We start from the raw sequence: 25626 nt of genomic DNA, 5'->3' as shown, positions 1-25626 counted from the left end.
CAAAATATAAGGCTGTCGTCAAAAAATATCTGATAACAGCCCTGCACGGAATATTATTTCTGGATTACGATTGCTTCGTAAGGTCTGAGAGTGATTTTATGGTTTACTTTTGCATCAATGTAATTGGAGATAAGAACTTTTCCGTTTGTAAATTCTTCAGGAAGCTCTACTTCACGTGTATTCTCGCTGAAATTGCAGTATACGATCAGTTTTTCATCGCCAAGTGTACGGATATAAGCGTAGATATCCTTGTCATCATCAAGGATCAGATCATAGGTACCGTATACGATCAGTTCACTTTCATGGCGGAGCTTGATCAGTTTCTGATAATATTTGAATACGGAATCTTCGCGGTTAATCTGATCTTTGGCATTGATCTTAGTGTAGTTCGGGTTTACCATAATCCAGGGGGTAGCTGTGGAGAAACCTGCGTAAGCACTGTCGTCCCACTGCATAGGGGTTCTTGCATTGTCACGTCCCTTATAACCGATTGCTGCCATCATGTCCTCTTCGGTCATCTTACCCTGTTCGGTTAATTCGTGGAAAGCATTGATACTTTCAAGGTCGCGGAAGTTGTCAAGAGTGTTAAACGGGCAGTTTGTCATACCCAGTTCCTCACCCTGATATACATAAGGTGTACCCTGCATCATATGGATACATGTTGCAAGCATTTTTGCAGAGATTTCTCTGTATTCGTCACTGTCATTGCCGAAACGGGAAACGCTTCTTGGTTGGTCATGATTTTCCCAGTAGAGACTGTTCCATGCAATATCCTGAAGACCTTTCTGCCAGCGTGTAAGGATTTTTTTCAGGTTGCGCAGGTCCATCTTTTTGGTTGTCCATTTGCCGGCTTTTTCATCACTGTCAACATCCATATGCTCAAACTGGAATACCATGTTCAGCTCTTTTTCATCGCTTCTTGCATATTTCTTTGCCTCTTCCAGAGTAACACCTGAGCATTCGCCTACAGTGATCGTGTCAGCATTATTCAGTGCTTTCTGACGCATTTCCTGAAGGTATTCATGTACATGAGGACCATTTGCGGATACATTGAAGGTTGCATAGCCGTTAATTCCAGGTTCTTTGTCAGGAAGCCCCGGCTCTTTGGAGATAAGGCTGATAACATCCATACGGAATCCGTCAACGCCCTTTTTCAGCCACCAGTTCATCATATCGAAAACATCCTGACGTACAGCAGGATTGTCCCAGTTCAGATCAGGCTGTTTCTTGGAAAACAGGTGCAGGAAATACATATCTGTTGTCTTGTCGTATTCCCATGCAGGACCGGAGAAGCAGGAGCCCCAGTTGTTTGGAAGGTTTCCGTCTTCTTTTGCAGGACGCCAGATGTAGTAATCTCTGTAAGGATTGTCTGTGGATTTGCGGCTCTCGATGAACCATTTGTGTTCATCAGAGGTATGGTTTACAACCAGGTCCATCATGATTTTGATGCCTTTTTCGTGAGCTATGGCAAGCATACGGTCGAAGTCTTCCATGGTTCCGAATTCGTCCATGATCGCCTGATAATCACTGATATCATATCCGTTGTCATCATTTGGTGATTTGTAAACCGGAGAGAGCCAGATTACGTCAATTCCAAGCTCTTTTAAATAGTCAAGTTTGCCGGTGATACCGTTAAGATCACCGATTCCGTCTCCGTTGCTGTCGCAGAAACTGCGAGGATAGATCTGATATACGACGCTTTCTTTCCACCATCTTTTTTCCATTGTAAAGACCTCCTGATAATATTATATTTTAGTACGTTTGATTTGAATAAGAATTATGTGAGCTGACTATAGCAATCCTCTCAATATGCGTTATTTACAAGGATTGCTGTAAATATCTTTTGCCCCTGATAATTTATAGCAATTCCATAAATTACTGCAAACAATCCAGCCCATCATAGTGTGAAGTCCTGCGTCAGATATCTTTGCCGTGCGTCAGCACGCCTGCAGGTATCCTCCTTGTCCTTCACACTCTGCTGAACTGTCTTGATTGCATTATTTTATGGAATTACTTTAGAATTTGTGTATAGTTGTATTGTATAAATATATAATAAATACTTTATGGAAAAAATGCTTTCGATATTTTGACGGATTTATGTATTATTTTGACTTTTTGACAAAATATAGAATTGCTGTAAGTAAATCCCATGCTTCAATTGCGAATATCCGATTGACAATCCTGTAAGACATATCGTGAAGCGTATTGCTGAGAACGGAGTGAGTTACTGTTCACTCCGTTCTCAGTAACACGCTTCGCGATGCACAGAATTTATGCTAATCGCATAAATTCGCGTGGTATATCTCGGGTTTTCTGTGACCTTCGCTCACAAAAAACACCTCGCGGGATATTACTAGTGAACAGTAACCGGAGTGAACAGTAACGATTTCGCAGTTTCGAAGTCTTGTATGTGATGGGTAAATATTGTATAGTATAGGTATTGGCATTTATAATGAGATAGAAGAAACGGCAGAAAATAAATATAATGTATAAGTGAGGAAGAATGAGAAGGATACAGATTATTGTAAATAATGGAGCGGGTACAGGGCGGGCGCACAGGGTATGGAATGAGACACAGTGTCTGCTTCGGGGATACAAAATAAAATATGAAGCCCATATGACCAGATATGAAGGGCATGCCGCGAAACTGGCTGAGCAGATTTCCCGGGTGAAGGGTGAAGAGCCTGTCTATCTGCTGGTGGTTGGGGGAGACGGTACGATCAATGAAGTCCTGAATGGTATTACTGACTTTGATAAGGTACGTTTTGGCGTGATACCCACTGGTTCAGGGAATGATTTTGGCAGAAATCTGAAACTGCCGAGAACACCGAAGGAGAGCCTGAGGGAAATCTGTGCCTGTATCCGAAAGGATCAGAGAGGTGAAGCACTTTACAGGATAGATCTGGGGCAGGTAAGCTGGGAAGGCTGTGAGAAGCCGCGGATTTTTGGAATCAGTTCCGGCCTGGGACTGGATGCACTTGTGTGTAAAAAAGCACTTCATTCCAGACTGAAACAGGTTTTAAACCGTTTCCATCTGGGTAAGCTTACATATCTTGCATTGACGGTGCAGTCTCTTTTTACCATGGAGACAGCCAATGCAAAGGTGGTGACAGAACATGGAGGCTATATTCTTCCGAAGATGATCTTTGCGGCAGCTATGAATCTGCCGGCAGAAGGCGGAGGGGTTCCTATGGCACCTCATGCATCGGTGCAGGACGGTCTGCTCTCGCTTGGCAGTGCATCCGGAATCGCCAAATGGCAGACTTTTTTCCTGCTTCCGTTTCTGGTTGCTGCAAAGCAGGAGCATATTAATGGTTTTACTATCAGAAATGAAAAAGGATTTCGCCTGATTCTGGATAAGCCAATGGTGCTCCATGCAGACGGAGAGTACTGTGCAGATGTGACGAGAGTGGAATTTCGGTGTCTGGAGAAGAAACTGTGGCTGCTGCATGAGCAGAAAGGGGATTCAAGTAAGACCTGAAACAATATAAAAAACAGAAAAACAGGAGTGTAAAGAAAAATGAGTTACGCAGATGATGTATTTATAAAAATGTGTCAGGATATCCTGGAAAACGGGACAAGTACGGAAGGAGAAAAAGTCCGCCCTGTGTGGGAGGATGGAACTCCGGCATATACGATCAAGAAATTCGGAGTGGTAAACAGATATGATCTGAGAAAGGAATTTCCGGCTATGACACTCAGACGTACAGCGTTAAAGAGTGCCATGGATGAGATTCTCTGGATCTGGCAGAAGAAATCCAACAATATCCATGATCTTCACAGCCATATCTGGGACAGCTGGGCAGATGAGAGTGGTTCTATCGGTAAGGCATATGGGTATCAGCTTGGCGTGAAACATCAGTACAAAGAAGGAATGATGGATCAGGTAGACAGAGTGATCTATGATCTGAAGAATAATCCGTTCAGCCGAAGAATTATGACCAATATTTATGTGCATCAGGATCTCCATGAGATGAATCTGTATCCCTGTGCATATTCCATGACATTTAATGTGACACAGACACCGGGGAACGATAAGCTGACTCTGAATGCAATCCTCAATCAGCGTTCACAGGATATCCTTGCAGCGAATAACTGGAATGTATGTCAGTATGCACTTCTGCTTATGATGATGGCTCAGGTATGTGATATGGAAGCAGGGGAATTGCTTCATGTAGTGGCAGACTGCCATATCTATGACCGTCATATCCCGCTGATAAAGGAACTGATCCAGAGAAAACCATATCCTGCACCTGTTGTGAAACTGAATCCGGAAGTAAAAGATTTCTATCAGTTTACAACAGATGACCTGATCGTGGAGAATTATGAGACATGGCCGCAGATTAAGAATATTCCGATTGCCGTTTAACCAAACTGTGGAGCAATTATCTGGTTATGAGCAAGTAGCGAATGCGGATGATTTTGTTCGCCTGACTTAAATTGACAATATAAAATCAAGAGAGGAAAATTCAAATGAATGTTATCGTAGCAGCAGATAAAAACTGGGGAATCGGCAAGAACAACCAGCTTCTGGTAAGTATTCCGGCAGATATGAAGATGTTTCGTGAGGAAACAAGTGGAAAAGTAGTAGTGATGGGAAGAAAAACTCTGGAAAGTTTTCCAAACGGACTTCCGCTTAAAAACAGGATCAATATTGTGATCACATCCAATAAAGAATATGAGGTAAAGGGTGCGATCATAGTACACAGTATTGAAGAAGCGCTGGAAGAGATAAAGAAATATCCGGCAGAAGATGTTTACTGTATAGGTGGTGACAGCATTTATGCGCAGATGCTTCCGTACTGTGATGTAGCTCATGTGACAAAGATTGACTTTGCATATGAAGCAGACAGTCATTTCCCAAATCTGGACGAAGATGATGAATGGGAAATTACGGGAGAGAGCGATGAGCAGACGTACTTTGATCTGGAGTATCAGTTTGTGAAGTATGAGAGAAAGAAATAGAAGGAACAAAGCAGATCCGGAAAAGCCAGTGATATAAAAGAAAAAATATCCCTCAGAATGTGTTTAAACTGATTCTGAGGGATGTTTTTGTATAGTGAAAATCTACGTTACTGTTCATTACGTTCTCAGCGGGATAGCAGTGTATGAACAGCAACAATTCTTCTGATGTTGAAAGACGTTAACTGTCTGCAGTCAGATGTTATTTATTCAATAACTTTCAGCCATCCTTCCGGAGCCTGGATACGTCCCATCTGGATACCTGTTAATGTGTCATAGAGTTTCTGGATAACCGGACCCATTTTCTCCATTCCGCTTGGGAAACAGATTTCTTTACCATGGTCAACAATCTTTCCGACAGGAGAGATAACTGCAGCAGTACCGCAGAGACCACATTCAGCGAAATCTTTCACTTCATCGAAGTATATTTCTCTTTCCTCAGCTTCTAATCCCAGGTATTCCTTGGCAACATAGATTAAGGAACGACGTGTGATAGAAGGAAGGATACTGTTGGACTTCGGTGTGACAACTTTGCCGTCTTTTGTAACGAAGATGAAGTTAGCACCGCCTGTTTCTTCTACCTTGGTACGTGTAGCTGCATCAAGATACATGTTCTCATCGAATCCGTTCTTGTGAGCATCTACGATTGCATGTAAGCTCATTGCATAGTTAAGACCTGCTTTGATATGGCCTGTTCCATGAGGTGCAGCGCGGTCGAAATCACTGACGCGGATTGTGATCGGTTTAGCACCGCCTTTGAAGTATGGTCCTACAGGTGTAGTGAATACACGGAACATATACTCATCAGCAGGTTTTACACCGATAACCGGGTTAGTACCCATCATATATGGACGAACATATAAAGTTGCGCCTGAACCGTATGGCGGAACATATGCTGCGTTAGCTTTTACAGTCTGAACAATTGCATCAACAAAACGGTCTTCCGGGAATACAGGCATCTCAAGTCTCTTTGCTGAGTTTGCCATACGTTCTGCATTTAAGTCAGGACGGAAAGTAACGATATGTCCGTCTTCTGTAGTGTAAGCCTTCATTCCTTCGAAAACTGTCTGCGCATACTGGAAAACACCTGCACATTCGTTCAGTGTTACATTAGGATCTGTTGTCAGTTCTCCGGCATCCCATGCGCCGTCTTTGAATTTAGATACATAACGATAATCGGTCTGTACGTAACCGAAGCCTAAGCTGCTCCAGTCGATATTCTTTTTTTCCATAATGAATCTTTCCTCCGTTCACACATATTTACAGTATTTACAAGTGTGATTACTGTTTATCTCTTTACCATTGTAAAACTTTTGTCTGCTAAGTTCAATGGGAAATTTCCAATTTTAATGAAAAATTGAAAAATCGTGTTACTGTTCACATACAGTAACAAAAAATCCGCCAGTCTTGTTTTTTATAGAGGATTTCGCTATAATATGGAATAGAAAATGGAGGAAAATATGAGCGAGAATTTTGATGAATTAGGAGAACTTGGAGACAAAATAAAAAAGATCATAGACACAGCAGTTTCTACTAAAGATTACCGCCAGATGACCGAGGATATTAAGCAGACGGTGGGACAGACTGTTAACAGCGCAGTAAATTCTGCTGTAGATTCCGGAAGTGAGGCAATCAAAAATGGTCTGAATAATGTATTTGGAACCGGAAACAGTCAGTCTGGTGATTCCGGGGTATATCGCAATAAAACAAAAGAATTTGAAGAAAAGCGCAGGCGGGAACGTGAACAGGAGCAGGAACGTCAGAGAATTGAGAAGGAGAAAGCAAAAGAGAAGATGCTGACTCTTTATGAAAGGAACACCGGGGGAAGAATGAAAGGTATGATGATTGCTGTTTCAGGTGGAATCCTTGCCAGTGGAATGGGACTGGGAACTCTGGTCCTCAGCATCTTTGGAGCGGTGGGGCATATGAGTTCCCTTGTGACCGGTGGAACCTGTTTTATGGCAGTCGGAGCTTTGACAGGAGTGGGACTTCTCGCAGGCGGCATTAAAAAACTGGGTAAACTGGAACGTTTTCAGAAGTATATTGACACACTGGGAAATCACACATACTGTAATTTTGAACAATTGTCAGCAGCAGTAAATAAGCCGGTGAAATTCGTTAAAAAAGATATTAAAAAGATGATTGATGACAGATGGTTCCGTCAGGGACATATTGATGAACAGGAAACCTGTCTGATCACCAGTAATGAGACTTATCTGCAATATACGCAGACGCAGAAGGCACTTGAGCAGAAGAAACAGGAAGAAGAAAAACATCAGGCTGAACAGGAGAGAAACAGAAAGAACACACCGCCTGAAGTGCAGGAGGTGCTGGATAAAGGAAATGAATTTCTGGATAAGATCCACAGGAGCAACGATGCGATTCCTGGAGAGGAGATTTCTGCAAAAATATCCAGAATGGAACTGATCGTGGAGAAGATTTTTGAACGGGCGCAGAAGCATCCGGAGATTATTCCGGATCTGAAGAAACTGATGAATTATTATCTGCCCATGACAGTAAAGCTGTTGGATGCATATGAAGAAATGGATCAGCAGCCTGTGCAGGGAGAGAATATCCAGGCATCCAAAAAGGAGATAGAGAATACACTGGATACACTGAATCAGGCATTTGAAAAACTTCTGGATTCTGTCTTTCAGGATACTGCGTGGGATGTTTCAAGTGATATTTCAGTGCTTCATACGCTGCTTGCACAGGAAGGTCTGACAGATGATGACTTTGCAAAAATGAAAAAGAACTGAAAATAAAAAAGGATAAAAAGGAGCGGCAGAGGACATGGGAAATGAATTTAAAGATTTTGAAATGGAAACACCATCATTAACACTGGAGCCGGATCTTGGAGAGTTTGAAAAGAAAGAAGAAGTAATCCCCAAAAAGCAGCTACAGAAGGAAGAAGTGCCTGTACTGACACCGGAAGAACAGAAAATGGTAAATGATTTTGCTGCAAAGATTGATATTGAGAATACTAATCAGATTCTTCAGTATGGTGCAGGAACTCAGAAAAAAATGGCGGACTTTTCTGATACAGCTCTTGAGAATGTAAAGACACAGGATCTGGGTGAGATTGGAGAACTGATCAGTAATGTTGTGGGAGAACTGAAAGATTTCGATGTACAGGAGGAAGGAAAATTCTTTGGATTTTTCAGAAAGCAGACTTCTAAGATTGAAAATCTGAAAAACAAATATGACAAAGCACAAGTCAATGTGGAGAAGATCACAGATTCTCTTCAGCAACATCAGGTGCGCCTTATGAAAGATTCTGCTATGCTGGACAAGATGTATGAACAGAACCTGAATTATTTTAAAGAACTTACCATGTATATCCTTGCCGGAAAAAAGAAACTGGAAGAAACCAGAAACGGAAAGCTTGCAGAAATGAAAAATAAGGCAGCTCTGAGCGGGCTTCCCGAAGACGCGCAGGCAGCCAGAGACCTGGATGAGAAATGCAGCAGATTTGAAAAGAAACTGCATGATCTGGAACTTACCCGTACGATTGCCATGCAGACAGCGCCTCAGATCCGGCTGATCCAGAATAATGATACGGTAATGGTTGAGAAAATACAGACAACGATCGTAAACACAATTCCATTATGGAAAAGTCAGATGGTGCTTGCTCTGGGAATTGCTCACTCTGCAGAAGCGGCACAGGCACAGAGACAGGTAACAGATATCACCAATGAACTTCTCAGAAAGAATGCAGAGACACTTCATATGGCAACGGTTGAGACAGCGAAAGAATCAGAGCGTGGAATAGTTGACCTTGAAACACTGCAGAAGACAAATGCAGATTTGATCCAGACTCTGGATGATGTGATGCGGATCCAGATGGAAGGCCGTCAGAAGAGACAGGCAGCAGAGATGGAAATGCACCGCATGGAAGAAGAACTGAAGAGAAAACTTCTGGAAATCAGATAACTGTTCAGCAGTAATTTATGGAATTGCTATAAATGAGAGAAGAGGAAAATTATGTACAGAGATCATACAAAAGTGATTCAGATCGGAGACAGAAAGATTGGCGGCGGCAACCCGATTTTAATCCAGTCCATGACAAATACAAAAACTGAAGATGTAGAACAGACAGTAGCTCAGATCCTGGCACTGGAGCAGGCTGGCTGTGATATTATCCGTTGTGCAGTACCGACTATGGAAGCTGCAAAAGCACTGAAGGAAATCAAAAAACAGATCCATATACCACTTGTGGCAGATATTCATTTTGATTATCGTCTTGCCATTGCAGCCATGGAAAACGGTGCAGATAAGATTCGGATCAATCCCGGAAATATCGGCAGTACAGAGCGAATCAAAGCAGTGGTTGATGTGGCAAAGGAGCGAGGAATACCCATTCGTGTTGGTGTAAACAGCGGTTCTCTTGAGAAAGAACTTGTGGAGAAATATCATGGAGTCACTGCAGAGGGGCTGGTGGAGAGTGCGCTGGATAAAGTTCATATCATCGAAGACCTGGGATATGACAATCTGGTGATCAGCATCAAATCTTCGGATGTCCTTATGTGTGCAAAGGCTCATGAACTGATCGCGGAGAAGACGAATTATCCACTTCATGTAGGAATCACAGAAGCTGGAACTCTTTATTCCGGAAACATTAAATCTGCTATCGGACTGGGGATCATCCTGAATCAGGGAATCGGTGATACCATTCGTGTCTCTCTTACAGGAGCACCTTTAGAAGAGATTAAATCCGCAAAACGTATCCTGAAAACTCTGGGGCTTCGCAAAGGTGGCATAGAAGTTGTGTCATGTCCAACCTGTGGACGCACACAGATCGATCTGATCGGTCTTGCAAATAAGGTAGAAACCATGGTGCAGGATATCCCGCTTGATATTAAAGTAGCAGTTATGGGCTGTGTGGTAAACGGACCCGGAGAAGCAAAAGAGGCAGATATCGGAATTGCAGGCGGAGTTGGTGTGGGGCTTCTGATCAAACATGGTGAGATCATAAAGAAAGTTCCGGAAGATCAGCTTTTGGATACGTTGCGGGAAGAACTTCTGAACTGGAAGTAACATTTGGAACGAAGACTTCCTGTCAGATCAACGAGGAGATTTTATTTTGGAAAAAGACTTTTTTGACGTATTTCCCAGCTTAAAAGTGAAGAAAGAACTGGAAGAACTGCTGGACATGGTTTTTGTGACCAGAGTGTCCTGCAATCCTTCCAGAACTCATATATGGGTGTATATAAAAAGTGAACGCTGGATTCATAAGAAGCATATCTTTGAACTGGAAGAACAGATAGAGAGACAGATTTTTGCAGGACTGAATGTAACAGTTACAGTTATTGAGAAATTCCGCCTTTCCGGTCAGTACAATCCTCAGAACTTTCTGGAAACTTACAGATCCAGCATGGAACTGGAACTGCGCAGCTACAATATGCTGGAATACAATATGTTCAGACAGGCGCAGATTTCTTTTCCCGGAGAAAATGATCTTCATATGATCCTTCCTGATTCTGTAATAGCCAGAGAAAAGAGCGGGATCCTGATCGAATATCTGCAGAAGGTTTTCTGCGAAAGATGTGGAATGGACTTAAAGGTGGAACTTGAGTTCAGGGAGACGCAGGAAAGTAAGTACCGTAAGAATGCAGCAGTGCAGATCGCTCAGGAAGTGGAAAATGTAATCCGTCATGCGAAATTAAACAGTAAGAATGAAGAGCCGGCTCAGTCTGAAGAAGCAGGAACAGCAGAGAAGAAAGCAGAGAAAAAGACTGATAAGGGACAGCAGGAAAAGAAGGACAAAAAAGCTGCATTTGCAGACCGCAAAGACAACAGGAAGGGAGATTTCCGGGGTGGATTCAGAAGGGACAGCAATCCGGATGTTATCTATGGAAGAGATTTCGAAGGAGAGCCTGTTGCACTTGAGACGATTACCGGTGAGATGGGTGAGGTGATCGTCCGCGGACAGGTTATGGAGGTTGAAGCCAGAGAAATCCGTAATGAAAAAACAATTCTTATCTTCCCGATCACAGACTTTACGGACAGTATTGTTGTGAAGATGTTTTTGCGCAATGAACAGGTGCCGGAAGTGACAGAACATGTAAAGAAGGGGGCTTTTCTGAAGTTTCGCGGTGTGACAACAGTAGACCGTTTTGACAGTGAACTGACTATTGCATCTATAGCCGGGATTAAGAAAATTGCCAATTTTACAACTGCCAGAGTAGATACCAGCCCACAGAAAAGAGTAGAGCTTCACTGTCATACAAAGATGAGCGATATGGATGGGGTTACGGATGCCAAATCTCTGGTGAAACGTGCTTATGAGTGGGGACATCCTGCCATTGCCATTACAGACCATGGGGTTGTACAGGCGTTTCCGGAGGCAAATCACTGTTTCGATGCCTGGGGCGGATGTGTGCCGAAGGATTCTGATTTTAAGGTTCTTTATGGAATGGAAGGCTATCTGGTAGATGATTTAAAAGGTATGGTGACCAATGGAAAAGGTCAGAAGCTGAACGGTAGATTTGTGGTCTTTGATATTGAGACAACAGGTTTTTCTTCGCTGACCTGTCAAATCATAGAGATTGGCGCCGTACTGGTAGAAAATGGTGAGATTACGGACCGTTTTTCCACATTTGTAAATCCAAAGGTACCGATTCCTTTTCGCATTGAACAGCTGACCAGTATCAATGACAGTATGGTCATGGATGCCCCGACTATCGAAGAAGTGCTTCCGAAATTCCTTGAATTCAGCAAGGATGCGGTTATGGTTGCACACAATGCGGACTTTGATATGGGATTTATTATGAAAAACTGTGACAGACTGGGAATCGCACATGATTTTACTTATGTAGATACGGTCGGTATGGCCCGTTTCCTGCTTCCTGCATTGAACAGATTTAAGCTGGATACGGTAGCAAAAGCAGTTGGGGTTTCACTGGAAAATCATCACCGGGCAGTAGATGATGCCGCATGTACTGCAGAGATTTTTGTGAAGTTTGTAAAGATGCTGGAAGAGCGTGATATCCGGGATGTGGATATGCTGAATGAGCAGGGAGCTGTTTCTGTAAATACTATCAGGAAACTGCCGACCTACCATGTGATCATTTTTGCCAGAAATGAGACAGGGCGCATTAATCTGTATAAATTAGTGAGTCAGTCGCACCTGAAGTATTATCACAGACGTCCACGTGTTCCCAAAAGTGTGCTGGAGCAGTACAGAGACGGACTTCTGGTGGGAAGTGCCTGTGAAGCAGGGGAACTGTATCAGGCAATTCTGAGAAATGCACCGGATACTGAGATAGCCAGACTGGTAAATTTCTATGATTATCTGGAGATCCAGCCTGTTGGAAATAACAGATTTATGATAGCAGATGATAAGCATGATATGATCAGTTCCGAAGAAGACCTGAAGGAGATAAACAGGAAGATCGTTAAGCTTGGAGAACAGTTTAAGAAACCGGTAGTTGCAACCTGTGATGTGCATTTCATGGATCCACAGGATGAGATTTACAGAAGGATCATTATGGCCGGAAACGGATTCTCAGATGCAGATGAGCAGGCACCGTTGTATTTACGTACCACAGAGGAAATGCTGGAAGAATTTGCCTATCTGGGAAGCGAGAAAGCAGAAGAAGTTGTCATTACAAATACAAATAAGATCGCAGATATGATTGAGAAGATATCACCTATTCATCCGGACAAATTCCCGCCGGTCATTGAGAATTCCGACCAGGATCTGAAGAATATCTGTTTTACAAAAGCGCATGAAATGTATGGAGATCCATTGCCGGAGATTGTGGAAAGCAGGCTTGACAGGGAACTGAATTCAATCATTTCCAATGGGTATGCCGTAATGTATATCATTGCACAGAAGCTTGTATGGAAGTCAAATGAAGATGGCTATCTGGTAGGTTCGCGAGGTTCTGTAGGATCTTCTCTGGCAGCTACCATGTCCGGTATCACAGAGGTAAATCCTCTGCCACCGCATTATCTCTGTCCTAATCCGGACTGCAAATACAGTGATTTTGATTCACCGGAAGTAAAGCAGTATGCAGGTATGGCGGGATGTGATATGCCGGATAAGATCTGTCCGAAATGTGGAACCAGGATGAAAAAAGAAGGGTTTGACATTCCTTTTGAGACATTCCTTGGATTCAAGGGAGATAAGGAACCGGATATTGACCTTAACTTTTCAGGAGAGTATCAGGCTAATGCACACAGATATACAGAGGTTATTTTCGGTAAGGGGCAGACATTCAAGGCAGGGACTATCGGTACGCTTGCGGAGAAAACTGCATTTGGTTATGTGAAGAATTATTTTGAAGAGCGTGGTGTGCATAAACGTTACTGTGAGATCAACCGCATCGTACAGGGATGTACAGGCGTGCGGCGTACAACAGGACAGCATCCGGGAGGCATTATCGTACTTCCTGTAGGTGAGGAGATTGAGAAATTTACTCCTGTCCAGCACCCTGCGAATGATGTGAACAGTGACATTATCACCACACATTTTGATTATCATTCTATTGACGGAAACCTGCTGAAGCTTGATATACTTGGACACGATGATCCCACTATGATCCGAATGCTGGAGGATTTAACGGGAATCAGTGCCAGGGATGTCCCCCTGGATCAGAGGGATGTCATGTCATTGTTTGCAAGTACAAAGGCTTTGAAAATTGAACCGGAAGATATTGGCGGATGTAAGCTCGGATGTCTGGGAATCCCGGAATTTGGTACAGATTTCGCCATGCAGATGCTTATTGACACCAAGCCGAAATACTTCTCTGACCTGATCCGTATTGCAGGGCTTTCTCATGGTACGGATGTATGGCTGGGTAATGCCCAGGTGCTGATCCAGGAGGGTAAGGCAACCATTTCCACAGCTATCTGTACCCGAGACGATATTATGATCTACCTTATCGGAAAAGGAGTGGAAAGTGGCCTTGCGTTTACGATCATGGAGAGCGTCCGTAAGGGAAAAGGTCTTCGTGACGAGTGGATCGAGACCATGAAAGAGCATGGAGTTCCGGACTGGTATATCTGGTCCTGTAAGCTGATCAAGTATATGTTCCCGAAGGCCCACGCAGCAGCATACGTTATGATGGCATACAGAATTGCGTGGTATAAGGTGTTTCAGCCACTGGCATACTATGCGGCATATTTTAGTATCCGCGCCACAGCGTTCTCCTATGAGCTGATGTGTATGGGAAAGGAACGCCTGGAGTATTATATGGCAGAAATTCGCAAAAAAGGTGATTCAGCATCTAAAAAAGAACTGGATACCCTGAAGGATATGCGTATTGTACAGGAAATGTACGCACGTGGATTTGAATTTGTACCGATTGATCTTTATACTGCCAAGGCACAGAGATTTCAGATCGTGGATGGGAAACTGATGCCGTCACTTGCAACTATTGACGGACTGGGAGATAAGGCGGCAGATGCAGTGGTTGATGCTGCAAAACAGGGAAAATTCTTGTCAAAAGACGACTTCCGCGACAGAACAAAGGTCAGCAAAACGGTTATTGATCTGATGGATGATCTGAAATTATTCGGAGATATCCCGCAGTCGAACCAGATGTCATTATTTGACTTTACAGGATGAGCATAAATTCTGTGACCGCAAAGTGTGTTGCAGGGCATGGTGCAGACAGCAACATAAAATGCCCTGACATCATAATATATGATAACAGGAGATGGATATGAAGAAAGACGAACTTAGATATTTACAGAGACTTGCAGAAATTTATCCTACAATCGGAAAGGCATCTACGGAGATTATCAATCTTCAGTCAATCCTGAATCTGCCGAAGGGAACGGAACACTTTATGTCAGACCTTCATGGAGAGTATCAGGCGTTTTCACATGTGCTCAGAAATGGTTCCGGTGCAGTGAGGAAGAAGATTGATGATGTGTTTGGACATACATTAAGTAACAATGATAAGCGTTCTCTGGCAACTCTGATCTATTATCCGAAAGAGAAGATGGATCTTGTCAAAGATACAGAAGAAGATATGGAAAACTGGTATAAGATCACTCTCTACCGTCTTATTGAAATCTGTAAGACAACAGCCTCCAAATATACCAGATCCAAAGTACGAAAAGCTCTTCCCGCAGATTATGCCTATGTGATTGAAGAACTGATCACAGAGAAAGCGGAGGTTCTTGACAAAGAGGCATATTATGATTCCATTGTAAATACGATCATTGAGATCGGCAGTGCGGAGAATTTTATCATTGCGCTTGCAGAACTGATCCAGCGTCTGGTCGTGGATCATTTACATATTCTGGGGGATATTTATGACAGAGGTCCTGCTCCACATTTCATTATGGATCGCCTGATGCAGTATCACTCCCTGGATATTCAGTGGGGAAACCATGATGTTGTCTGGATGGGTGCGGCAGCAGGACAGAAAGCCTGTATTGCAACAGTGGTAAGAAACAGTATCCGTTACGGAAATCTGGATATTCTTGAGGATGGATACGGAATCAATATGCTTCCTCTGGCGACCTTTGTGATGGAGGCGTATAAGGATGATCCCTGCGAGATTTTTGCCATGAAAGGTGCTTCCAATTATAATGTTCTTGAGGAAGAACTGGGCAAAAAAATGCACAAGGCTATTGCTGTGATCCAGTTTAAATTAGAAGGTAAACTGGTGCGCAGACATAAAGAATTCCAGATGGAAGACAGAGCACTTCTTCATCGGATCAATCCGGAAAAAGGGACGATCACACTGCCTGACGGAAAAGAATATCCGCTTCGCGACAATAATTTTCCGACTATTGACTGGAAACATCCATACGAACTTACAGCCGGAGAAAAAGAAGTTATGGACAAACTGTCCTCTGCATTCAGAAACTGTGAAAAACTGCAAAACCACATCCGTCTCCTACTTGACAAAGGCGGGCTTTATACAGTATATAACGGAAATCTTCTGTTTCATGGAAGCATTCCTCTGAATGAAGACGGAACATTCCGGGAAGTACAGATTTATGGAAAAAGCTACAAGGGAAAAGAACTGTATGATGTACTGGAAACCTATGTGCGCAGAGCATTCTATTCTGTAGGAAAAGAAGAACAGAAGAAGGGCAGAGATATTATGTGGTATATCTGGGCAGCTCCGAATTCACCATTGTTTGGCAAGAGCAAGATGAGTACTTTTGAAAGATATTTCATAGAGGATTCTTCTACACATGAAGAGAAGAAGAATGCTTATTACCGCCTCTGGGAGAATGAAGAAGTGGTAGATAATATGCTTCGTGAATTTGGTCTGAATCCGGAAAAAGGGCATATCATCAATGGCCATGTTCCGGTACACCAGAGTGAAGGAGAAAGTCCTGTAAAATGTGATGGAAAGGTTATCGTGATTGACGGTGGTTTTTCCAAGCCATATCAGAAAGTAACGGGAATTGCCGGATATACGCTGATCTATAATTCCTATGGACTGAATCTTACTGCTCATGAACCGTTTACGTCCAAAGCAGATGCTGTGGCAAGAGAGACTGATATTGTATCGAACCGCGTGGCAGTCAGCTACATGTCCAGACGCCAGCTTGTGGGTGATACAGATACAGGTCATGCGCTGAAAGAGAGAATACAGGAATTGATCCAGCTGCTGGATGCATACAGAACAGGTATCATCAAGGAAAAGAAATAAGATTAAAACTCTTTACTTCTAAATTTTCATTCTATATAATGGGAGTGTTGTGTGATATAACTGTTTTTACAGCAATTTGGCAGGATAAGAACTGTTATAGTGAAGGAAAACGTTATGAAACGGGCTATAGTAATCTTTTTAAATGGATTATCGAAGAGGATTATGATAAAAGTTGCCTGAAGATGATGAACAAAAGGAGAATACGATAATGGGTGGAATTTTTGGAGTAGCATCAAAGTCCAGTTGCATTCTGGACCTTTTCTTCGGAATTGATTATCATTCCCATCTGGGAACACGCAGAGGCGGAATGGCAGTGTATGATAAGAAACGTGGTTTTGACCGCGTGATTCATAACATTGAAAATGCGCCGTTCAGGACCAAATTTGATGGTGACATTGGTGAGATGGAGGGAAATCTGGGAATCGGATGTATTTCAGATAATGAACCTCAGCCTCTTCTGGTGCGCTCTCATCTTGGTAACTTTGCAATTACCACAGTTGGAAAGATCAATAACATGGATGAACTGATTGCCAACTGTTTTAAAAACGGATGCACTCATTTTCTGGAAATGAGTGGAGGAAGCGTAAATCCCACAGAAATGGTAGCTGCACTGATCAATCAGAAAGACAACATGATTGAGGGAATCCGTTATGCGCAGGAAGTGATAGAAGGTTCCATGACCATGCTGATCCTGACACCAAAGGGGATTCTGGCAGCACGTGACCGTCTGGGAAGGACTCCACTGATCGTGGGAAAGAAAGAAGATGCCTGTTGTGTATCTTTTGAAAGCTTTGCATACCTGAATCTTGGATATGAAGACCTGAAAGAACTGGGCCCCGGAGAAATTGTTGCAGTGACTCCGGACGGTGTGGAAACCCTGCAGAAACCAGGGGAAGAGATGCGAATCTGTTCTTTCCTCTGGGTATATTACGGATATCCTACTTCGGCATACGAGGGTGTAAATGTAGAAGAAATGCGTTATCATTGCGGTGATATGCTGGCCAGGAGAGACAGGGGAGAAGTAAATCCCGATATTGTAGCCGGTGTTCCGGATTCCGGTATTGCCCATGCAATCGGATATGCGAACCAGTCCGGTGTGCCTTTTGCCCGTCCGTTTATCAAATATACACCAACCTGGCCAAGATCATTTATGCCTACACAGCAGAGCCAGAGAAATCTTATCGCAAGAATGAAGCTGATTCCTGTACATCGCCTGATCAAGGATAAGAGTCTTCTGATGATTGATGATTCTATTGTACGTGGAACACAGTTAAGAGAAACGACGGAATTTCTTTACAGAAATGGTGCGAAAGAAGTACATATCCGTCCTGCGTGTCCGCCTTTACTTTATGGATGCAAATATCTGAATTTCTCACGTTCAAAATCAGAGATGGATCTGATCACAAGACGTGTGATCGCCAAACGTGAGGGAGAGAATGTCAGTGATAAAGTCCTGGCAGACTATGCAGATCCAAATTCAACAAATTATAAAGAAATGCTGGAAGAAATTCGTAAGGAGCTGAATTTCACATCACTGAAATTCCACAGACTTGATGATCTGAAAGCTTCCATTGGAATTTCACCATGTAAACTCTGTACCTATTGCTGGGATGGAAAAGAATAAGTAACGAACAAGAAACAGAAGAGGAGATGCAGATTTGTCGGTAACAAACAACGGGAAACAGAAACGGAATAAAAGAAAAAAAGACTTATAAAACTTCTGATAATTGTAATTATCCTGTTTATCCTGCTTATGCTGGCAGGCACTCTGCTGCTTCAACACAGAAAGAATGTGGACAGAGAGCAGAGAAAAGCAGAAGCGATCGCGGCACTGGAAAGAGTTCCCACTGTAACACCGACACCTGCAGCTACGCCCACACCTACCCCAACACCGATTCCTACGGCAACGCCAACACCGGTTCTGGAACGGGCTTATGTTTTTAACCCGGAGGATTATCTGGGAACCTGGCGCAGTAAGAACGGCAGGGTTAAGATCAAAATTAAGAAACTCAGTCAGAAGTCGGTTACCTTTACTTATTCACAGACAAATAAGAAAAAGACAGCTACCTGCAAGGCAAAAGTAAAGAAATCCGTCGCAGGAAATGCAACCAGATTCTCGTTTACAGACTCGCTGGGAAATGTAGCAAAGGGTTATCTTACCTTTGATAATGGTCGTCTTTATGTGAATATTAAGACAAAAACAAAAGCGGAGGGTGCAAAAGTCCATCCTTCTGTGGATACTGTTATGATAAAAGAATAAAAGATACAAAAAATATAAAAGGATTCAGTAACATAAACAGTTACAGGAATCCTTTTATATTAAAAAAAGTGATTTTACTTATTTATTCATCTCTTTTTTATCAGTGCGTCCTACCAGATAATCAACACTTATATCGTAATAATTTGCCAGTCTGATAAGCATTTCAACCGGGATATTGCGTGAACCTGTCTCATAGTGAGAGTAGGAACGCTGGCTGATGTGAAGAATTTCGCTGAGCTGTTTCTGTGACATGTCAGCATCTGTACGTAAATCCTGAATACGCTGAAATTTCATATAGTTCACCTCTCTGTTTTGTAGTGTACTCCCAAACATGATCTGTGAAAAGCCTTCGCAGATTATGTACTGAAAAAAGTATAAAACAGAACAAAATGAACGGTTGCAAAACAGAGCAAAATGGTCTATTATAAAAATAATCTTTTTTCAAATCTGATTTCTGAAATAATTTCCAATACAAGTTAAGTGATGTAACTATTCAGTCGTCCGCTGTTTGGCGAGACATACAAGCCAAAATTCCATTGCCGTAGGCAATCTGGAATGAATTTTGGCTACGTTACTGTGAACGGAGTGAACAGTAACGAATTGTTATATATTTTTTGGTGAGCATAAATATCGGGGGAGATTTATGCCGGAAGAAAGGAGTTTATATTTGTTTGCAAGTGTATTATCAGCTGCAATTTTTGGGGTGGAAGTATGCCCTGTGCAGGTAGAAGCTGATGTAAGTAACGGACTTCCTTCCTTTATCATGGTAGGATTTCCTTCTGCGCAGGTAAAGGAAGCGCAGGAACGGGTACGCACAGCCCTCAAGAATAATGGTTATCAGTTTCCACCAAAGAGAATTACCGTCAATTTTGCTCCTGCAGACATGAAGAAAGAGGGAGCCGGTTTTGATGTACCGGTGGCAGCAGCAGTGTTGGCTGCTTTTGAGATGATCAGCCCTCAGGTTGTCAGCAGAGTTATGATGGCAGGGGAGATCGGTCTGGACGGAGAAATCCATGGGATATCCGGAATCCTGCCGATTGTGTTGTGTGCAAGAAGTTTGGGCAGTCGTTTTTGCGTAGTTCCCTATGAGAATCTGAAAGAAGGAAGACTGATCAGGGATGTGCCGGTAGCAGGAGTAAAAAATTTACGGGAACTGGTCGAGTGTCTTAAGAATCCGGAACCCTATCTGAAGAGGGAAATACAGGAAGAAATTCCTTCTATTATAAATACAGATATGGGAATGGATTTTTCAGACATTGAAGGACAGGAAGGGGCAAAAAGAGCGGCGGAAATTGCAGTAAGCGGATTTCACAATCTTCTCCTTATCGGACCTCCGGGAACGGGCAAAACCATGCTTGCCAGAAGACTGCCGACGATCATGCCTGGGCTTGGCTTTGAAGAAAAGCTGGAGCTTACCAGAATTTACAGTATTGCAGGACTTCTTTCAAGAGAACATCCGCTGATCGATGAGCGACCATTTCGCAGCCCTCATCATACAAGTACTCCGCAGGCAATTGCAGGAGGCGGGCGTAATCCCAGACCCGGAGAAATCACTCTTGCGCATAAAGGTGTACTCTTTCTGGATGAAATGCCGGAATTTTCCAGAGCAAGTCTGGAACTTCTGCGACAGCCCATGGAGGATAAAGTGATCCAGATAGCCAGAGCAAGCGGAACTTATAACTTTCCGGCGGATTTTATGTTATGTGCAGCGATGAATCCCTGTCCCTGCGGTTATTATCCGGATTTAAACAGATGCACCTGTACAGCAGGTGAGATCACACATTATATGGGAAAGATCAGTCGCCCTCTTCTGGACAGAATTGATATCAGCACTGAGGTACCGCCGGTTTCTTTTTCACAGCTTCACTGTGGAAGAAAGGGAGAAAATTCCGCTGCTATCAGAAAAAGAGTGGAAAAAGTACAGAAGATCCAGGAAGAACGGTATAAAGATGAGAAAATAAATTTTAACGGGCAGCTGAAGAGCAGTCTGATCGATAAATTCTGCCCTCTTACAGACAGCGCATCCCGACTTCTGGCAAGAGCCTTTGAAAAAATCGCATTCAGTGCCAGATCCTATCACAGGATCCTGAAGGTAGCCAGAACAATTGCGGATATGGAAGGGGAAGAAATGATTGCCGGTCATCATATCGGAGAAGCACTTTCGTACAGGGCATTTGACAAAGATTCGGTCATAAAATAAAGGTCAGTGAGGTATTTTATATGGAAAGAACTGATGTGAAAAATAATCATACAGAAGAATACAGTACAGGTCAGATACGATGTATTGAGAAATCAGATCCGGAATATCCTCAGATAATGAAGCAGTATTCCTCCATGCCGGCAAAGCTTTATGTAAAAGGCAGACTTCCTGATCCTAAGAGAAGAACGGTGGCAGTGATCGGTGCCAGAATGTGCAGTCCTTATGGAAGGATGCAGGCATTCCGGTATGCGAAAGCGTTAAGTGTAGCTGGAGTCCAGATTATCAGCGGTATGGCACTTGGCATTGATTCAGAAGGACATAAAGGCGCACTGGAAGGAAAGATGCCTACATTTGCGGTGCTTGGAAGTGGTGTTGATGTATGCTATCCGAAATCTAACAGAAAACTCTATGAGAGGATCTTATGGGAAAATGGTGGGATCATCAGTGAATGTCCACTGGGTTCAGGACCTGTTTCCTGGCATTTCCCGGCGCGAAACCGGATCATCAGTGCTTTGTCAGACGCGGTTCTGGTAGTGGAAGCAAAAGAAAACAGCGGTTCGCTGATCACTGCGGGATTTGCACTGGAACAGGGAAAGATGGTCTATGCGATTCCGGGGGCAGTGACAGATGAACTCAGCAGAGGCTGTCATAAGCTGATCTACGACGGTGCAGGGATTGCATACTGTCCGGAAATTATGCTGGAAGAACTTGGAATTTCGATGGAAAAAGTAACACAAAACGGTGAAAAAAACAACTTGGGACTTGCAAGAGATTTGAATATGGTGTATAGTTGTCTCGATTTACGACCAAAAAATCCCGACTACATTGTGAGAAAAACAGGCTTTTCCCCGGCACAGGTAAGCAACTGTCTTGTGGAACTGACACTGCGGGGGCTCATAAGAGAGAGCGGGAGACATTATTATGTAAAAGACAGTTGACGATTTATGATTATTGTGCTTCACGTTTCTGCGGCGCAGGGCGATTTTCATATGTAACAATATCGCTGTCAGGCAATGTGCCCGTTCAGGGACACTGTGAAGAATAACAGATTACGACTAGGAGAGGTAGCATGGCGAAATATCTGGTGATAGTAGAATCACCTGCAAAAGTGAAAACAATAAAGAAATTTCTCGGTGCGAATTACGATGTGGAAGCTTCTAACGGACATGTCCGTGATTTCCCGAAGAGTCAGTTCGGAATTGATGTTGAGCATGATTTTGAACCCAAATATATAACGATCAGAGGAAAGGGAGAACTGCTTGCAAAGCTTCGCAAGGCTGCAAAGAAAGCAGACAAGATTTATCTTGCAACTGACCCTGACCGCGAGGGAGAGGCAATTTCCTGGCATCTGATGCAGGCATTAAAAGAAGATCCGAAGAAGATGCACAGGATTACCTTTAACGAGATTACCAAGACAGCAGTAAAATCATCGATCAAACAGGCCAGAGACCTGGATATGGATCTGGTAGATGCACAGCAGGCAAGACGTATGCTTGACCGTATGGTAGGTTATACCATCAGCCCGCTTCTCTGGGCAAAAGTCAAGAGAGGCTTAAGTGCGGGGCGCGTACAGTCTGTTGCGCTTCGTATCATCTGTGACAGAGAAGATGAGATCAATGCGTTTATTCCGGAAGAATACTGGAGCCTGGAGGGAGATTTTCAGGTGAAGGGTGAGAAGAAACCGCTGCAGGCGAAGTTCTATGGAACAGATAAAAAGATGGATATCCACAGCAAAGAGGAAATGGATAAACTTCTGGCCTCTCTGAAAGATAAAGAATATGAGATCAATGAAGTAAAGAAAGGCGAGAGGATCAAGAATGCACCGCTTCCCTTTACTACAAGTACCTTACAGCAGGAAGCAGCCAAGACCTTAAACTTTTCCACACAGAAGACAATGCGTCTGGCACAGCAGCTGTATGAAGGAATTGATATCAAAGGAAATGGAACGGTAGGTGTGATCTCTTATCTGCGTACAGATTCCACCCGAATCTCGGAGGAAGCAGATGCTGCTGCAAGAGAATATATCACTGCTCAGTACGGAGAGGATTATGTTTCAAAGTCTGAGAAAGCTGTGAAAAAGGGACAGAAGATCCAGGATGCTCACGAAGCGATCCGTCCTACAGACATCAGCCGTACACCGGCTGTACTGAAGGAATCTCTTTCAAGAGATCAGTTCAGACTGTATCAGCTTATCTGGAGACGTTTTGCGGCCAGCAGAATGGCTCCTGCAAAATACGAAACAACATCTGTCAAGATTGGTGCAGACCAGTATATTTTTACAGTCTCTGCCTCCAAGATCATATTTGACGGATTTATGTCTGTATACACAGATGAAGAGGACCAGAAAAAAGGAAATGTTCTGAATCAGAGTCTTGAAAGAGGAATGAAGCTTAGTCTTAAGGAACTGAAACCAGAACAGCATTTCACGCAGCCGCCTGCACATTATACAGAGGCATCTCTGGTCAAGACTATGGAAGAACTGGGGATTGGACGTCCAAGTACCTATGCGCCGACGATCACAACGATCATCAGCCGCCGTTATGTTGCAAAAGAACAGAAGAACCTGTATGTTACAGAGTTGGGGGAAGTTGTCAATAATATTATGAAACAGGCTTTCCCGAGTATTGTAGATGTAAACTTCACTGCGACTATGGAAGGGCTTCTGGACTGTGTGGCAGCAGGAACTGTAAAGTGGAAGACAGTAGTAAGCAACTTCTATCCGGATCTGAAGAAGGATGTAGATGCTGCAGAGGAAGAACTTGAAAAGGTTGATATTCAGGATGAAGTGACAGATGTGATCTGCGAAAACTGTGGCAGACATATGGTGATCAAATATGGTCCTCATGGACGATTCCTTGCATGTCCGGGATTTCCGGAATGCAAAAATACCAAACCATATTTTGAGAAGATCGGGGTGGCATGTCCGAAATGTGGAAAAGAGATTGTGCTTAAGAAAACCAAAAAAGGACGTAAGTACTACGGATGTGAGGATAATCCGGATTGTGATTTCATGTCCTGGCAGAAACCATCAGCAAAGAAATGCCCGAAATGTGGAAGCTATATGGTGGAAAAGGGGAATAAGCTTGTCTGCAGCCAGGAGACATGTGGATATGTAGAGGCAAAGGACGAGAAAGAATAATAACGGATTGTAAATGTTATAAATGGGACTGTTGCAGCAGTTGAAAATGAATTTCATTAATGCAACAGTTCCGTTTTTTGTCTTACAGTCAGTGACTTTCTGACTTTTTGTCTTCAATCCTTTGAATTTTTGATGATGATATTTATTGAATAATATTATAAAAGGAATCTATTTTCAGAAAAGCAAAAATAAATAAAAAAATAGTAAAATTTGTCTTGTAATTTGACTTTAAAACGTGTAAAATCAAAGTATCAGTAATGTTAATGACCATGTGTGTCTGAATCTTCCTTGCGAGCAAAAGAAAGTGACTGCTCATTTATGAAATAATGACAGAAAGATTTCGGATATGTACAGGGTGAAAGGAGGACAATATGAGTGTTCAGCTGCTGGATAGAACAAGAAAAATTAATAAACTTCTGCATAACAGCAGTTCCAGCAAAGTGGTATTTAATGACATCTGTCAGGTTCTGATGGAGACACTGAGTTCCAACATTCTGGTTCTCAGTAAAAAAGGAAAGGTTCTGGGTGTCAGTTTATGCCCGGGAGTAGAGGAGATCACTGAACTGATCGAGGACAAGGTTGGCGGATATGTAGATTCCCTGTTAAACGAGAGATTTCTGGGTGTCCTGTCAACAAAAGAGAATGTAAATCTTCAGACACTGGGATTTGAACATGTATCAAGCAGTTATCAGGGAATCATTAATCCGATAGATATTGCAGGGGAACGACTGGGTACTGTATTTATGTATCGTTATGAGAAACCATATGACATTGAAGATATTATTGTCAGTGAATATGGAACAACCGTTGTAGGGCTTGAGATGATGAGAGCGGTTCATGAAGAGAATGCTGAGGAGGACAGAAAGCAGCAGGTAGTGAAATCTGCGTTTAATACTTTATCTTTCTCCGAACTGGAGGCAATCATCCATATTTTTGATGAACTTGACGGAGATGAGGGAATCCTGGTTGCAAGTAAGATCGCAGACCGCGTGGGAATCACCAGATCTGTTATCGTAAACGCTTTGAGGAAGTTTGAAAGTGCCGGTGTGATCGAATCCAGATCTTCCGGTATGAAAGGAACCTACATTAAAGTGCTGAATGAAGTCATTTTTGATGAACTGGAAGAGATTAAAGCTCAGAGAAATAAGAAATCCTGATATAGAAGCTTCCATAAATAATGAATGCAAGAAGGCTGTCTGCTGTATGGTGGACGGTCTTTTTATTATGTTACAAGAATTATAGCAAGCCTCTTAATTAATGTATTTGAAGACAATTCAACTGAGTGTGAAAGACAAGGAAGATATGACAAAATTATTTGTAAATTAAGAAAACAAAAGAAAAAAAGAGAATATATAAGTAAAAAAGAGAATATAGATTATTTCATAATGATAAAAGCACTTGCGAAATCGACTCATTTTCAATAATATAAGGACAGTGA

The 25626-nt window shown here is 42.8% G+C and carries 17 protein-coding genes; 14 read left to right on the top strand and 3 right to left on the bottom strand.

The features are described from left to right. Positions 1-53 precede the first annotated feature (53 nt). The gene (locus AC075L_RS13645) at positions 54-1724 is read right to left on the bottom strand and encodes a glycoside hydrolase family 13 protein (RefSeq protein ID WP_118408798.1); all 1671 of its coding nucleotides are present in this window, start codon (positions 1722-1724) and stop codon (positions 54-56) included. Positions 1725-2503: 779 nt separating this feature from the next. Between AC075L_RS13645 and AC075L_RS13640 the strand changes: the two genes are divergently transcribed. The 3 genes from AC075L_RS13640 to AC075L_RS13630 all read left to right on the top strand — a co-directional run bounded on the left by AC075L_RS13640 (position 2504) and on the right by AC075L_RS13630 (position 4965). Further along, the gene (locus AC075L_RS13640; protein ID WP_118408796.1) at positions 2504-3481 is read left to right on the top strand and encodes a diacylglycerol/lipid kinase family protein; all 978 of its coding nucleotides are present in this window, start codon (positions 2504-2506) and stop codon (positions 3479-3481) included. A 39-nt stretch (positions 3482-3520) separates the two neighbouring features. Beyond that, entirely contained in the window at positions 3521-4369 is an 849-nt protein-coding gene (gene thyA, locus AC075L_RS13635; protein WP_022381165.1) for a thymidylate synthase, read from the top strand. Between the two features lie 104 nt (positions 4370-4473). After that, positions 4474-4965, top strand: a complete 492-nt coding sequence (locus tag AC075L_RS13630; protein ID WP_008705726.1) for a dihydrofolate reductase — start codon at positions 4474-4476, stop codon at positions 4963-4965. 203 nt (positions 4966-5168) lie between these two features. Here AC075L_RS13630 and AC075L_RS13625 read toward each other — a convergent pair whose 3' ends face one another. Further along, positions 5169-6194 (bottom strand): branched-chain amino acid aminotransferase, encoded by a 1026-nt coding sequence (locus AC075L_RS13625; RefSeq protein ID WP_008705724.1) that lies wholly within the window; start codon positions 6192-6194, stop codon positions 5169-5171. Positions 6195-6422: 228 nt separating this feature from the next. On the opposite strand from AC075L_RS13625, the gene AC075L_RS13620 reads away from it, so the two are divergent. The 7 genes from AC075L_RS13620 to AC075L_RS13590 all read left to right on the top strand — a co-directional run bounded on the left by AC075L_RS13620 (position 6423) and on the right by AC075L_RS13590 (position 18849). Then, positions 6423-7721, top strand: a complete 1299-nt coding sequence (locus AC075L_RS13620) for a 5-bromo-4-chloroindolyl phosphate hydrolysis family protein (protein WP_118408794.1) — start codon at positions 6423-6425, stop codon at positions 7719-7721. A gap of 34 nt (positions 7722-7755) precedes the next feature. Beyond that, complete coding sequence (locus tag AC075L_RS13615; protein ID WP_118408792.1) at positions 7756-8895, top strand: toxic anion resistance protein; 1140 nt, start codon at positions 7756-7758, stop codon at positions 8893-8895. Between the two features lie 51 nt (positions 8896-8946). Continuing rightward, the gene (ispG, locus tag AC075L_RS13610; RefSeq protein ID WP_008705719.1) at positions 8947-9999 is read left to right on the top strand and encodes a flavodoxin-dependent (E)-4-hydroxy-3-methylbut-2-enyl-diphosphate synthase; all 1053 of its coding nucleotides are present in this window, start codon (positions 8947-8949) and stop codon (positions 9997-9999) included. Positions 10000-10045: 46 nt separating this feature from the next. Continuing rightward, positions 10046-14536 (top strand): PolC-type DNA polymerase III, encoded by a 4491-nt coding sequence (locus AC075L_RS13605; RefSeq protein ID WP_118408790.1) that lies wholly within the window; start codon positions 10046-10048, stop codon positions 14534-14536. A 97-nt stretch (positions 14537-14633) separates the two neighbouring features. Continuing rightward, on the top strand, positions 14634-16589 hold the full coding sequence (locus AC075L_RS13600) for a fructose-1,6-bisphosphatase (protein ID WP_118408788.1): 1956 nt from the start codon (positions 14634-14636) through the stop codon (positions 16587-16589). Positions 16590-16797: 208 nt separating this feature from the next. After that, positions 16798-18213, top strand: a complete 1416-nt coding sequence (locus tag AC075L_RS13595; protein ID WP_008705709.1) for an amidophosphoribosyltransferase — start codon at positions 16798-16800, stop codon at positions 18211-18213. Positions 18214-18381: 168 nt separating this feature from the next. Further along, positions 18382-18849 (top strand): hypothetical protein, encoded by a 468-nt coding sequence (locus AC075L_RS13590; RefSeq protein WP_476387801.1) that lies wholly within the window; start codon positions 18382-18384, stop codon positions 18847-18849. Between the two features lie 78 nt (positions 18850-18927). Here the strand turns inward: AC075L_RS13590 and AC075L_RS13585 are convergent, their stop codons facing one another. After that, complete coding sequence (locus tag AC075L_RS13585; RefSeq protein WP_020993399.1) at positions 18928-19143, bottom strand: helix-turn-helix domain-containing protein; 216 nt, start codon at positions 19141-19143, stop codon at positions 18928-18930. Between the two features lie 373 nt (positions 19144-19516). On the opposite strand from AC075L_RS13585, the gene AC075L_RS13580 reads away from it, so the two are divergent. The 4 genes from AC075L_RS13580 (at position 19517) to codY (ending at position 25345) form a co-directional block, all read left to right on the top strand. Further along, entirely contained in the window at positions 19517-21049 is a 1533-nt protein-coding gene (locus tag AC075L_RS13580; protein WP_008705706.1) for a YifB family Mg chelatase-like AAA ATPase, read from the top strand. A 20-nt stretch (positions 21050-21069) separates the two neighbouring features. Continuing rightward, positions 21070-21987: a DNA-processing protein DprA gene (gene dprA, locus AC075L_RS13575; protein ID WP_062807261.1), complete on the top strand. Its 918-nt coding sequence runs from the start codon at positions 21070-21072 to the stop codon at positions 21985-21987. Between the two features lie 131 nt (positions 21988-22118). After that, positions 22119-24188: a type I DNA topoisomerase gene (gene topA / locus AC075L_RS13570; RefSeq protein WP_008705704.1), complete on the top strand. Its 2070-nt coding sequence runs from the start codon at positions 22119-22121 to the stop codon at positions 24186-24188. 371 nt (positions 24189-24559) lie between these two features. Beyond that, entirely contained in the window at positions 24560-25345 is a 786-nt protein-coding gene (gene codY, locus AC075L_RS13565; protein WP_008705703.1) for a GTP-sensing pleiotropic transcriptional regulator CodY, read from the top strand. Positions 25346-25626: the final 281 nt, after the last annotated feature.

The sequence above is a fragment of the Blautia sp. ZXY-1-B12 genome (assembly GCF_056339915.1).
Note: the sequence above shows the minus strand (reverse complement) of the source record. Positions and strands in the feature narration are given on the sequence as shown.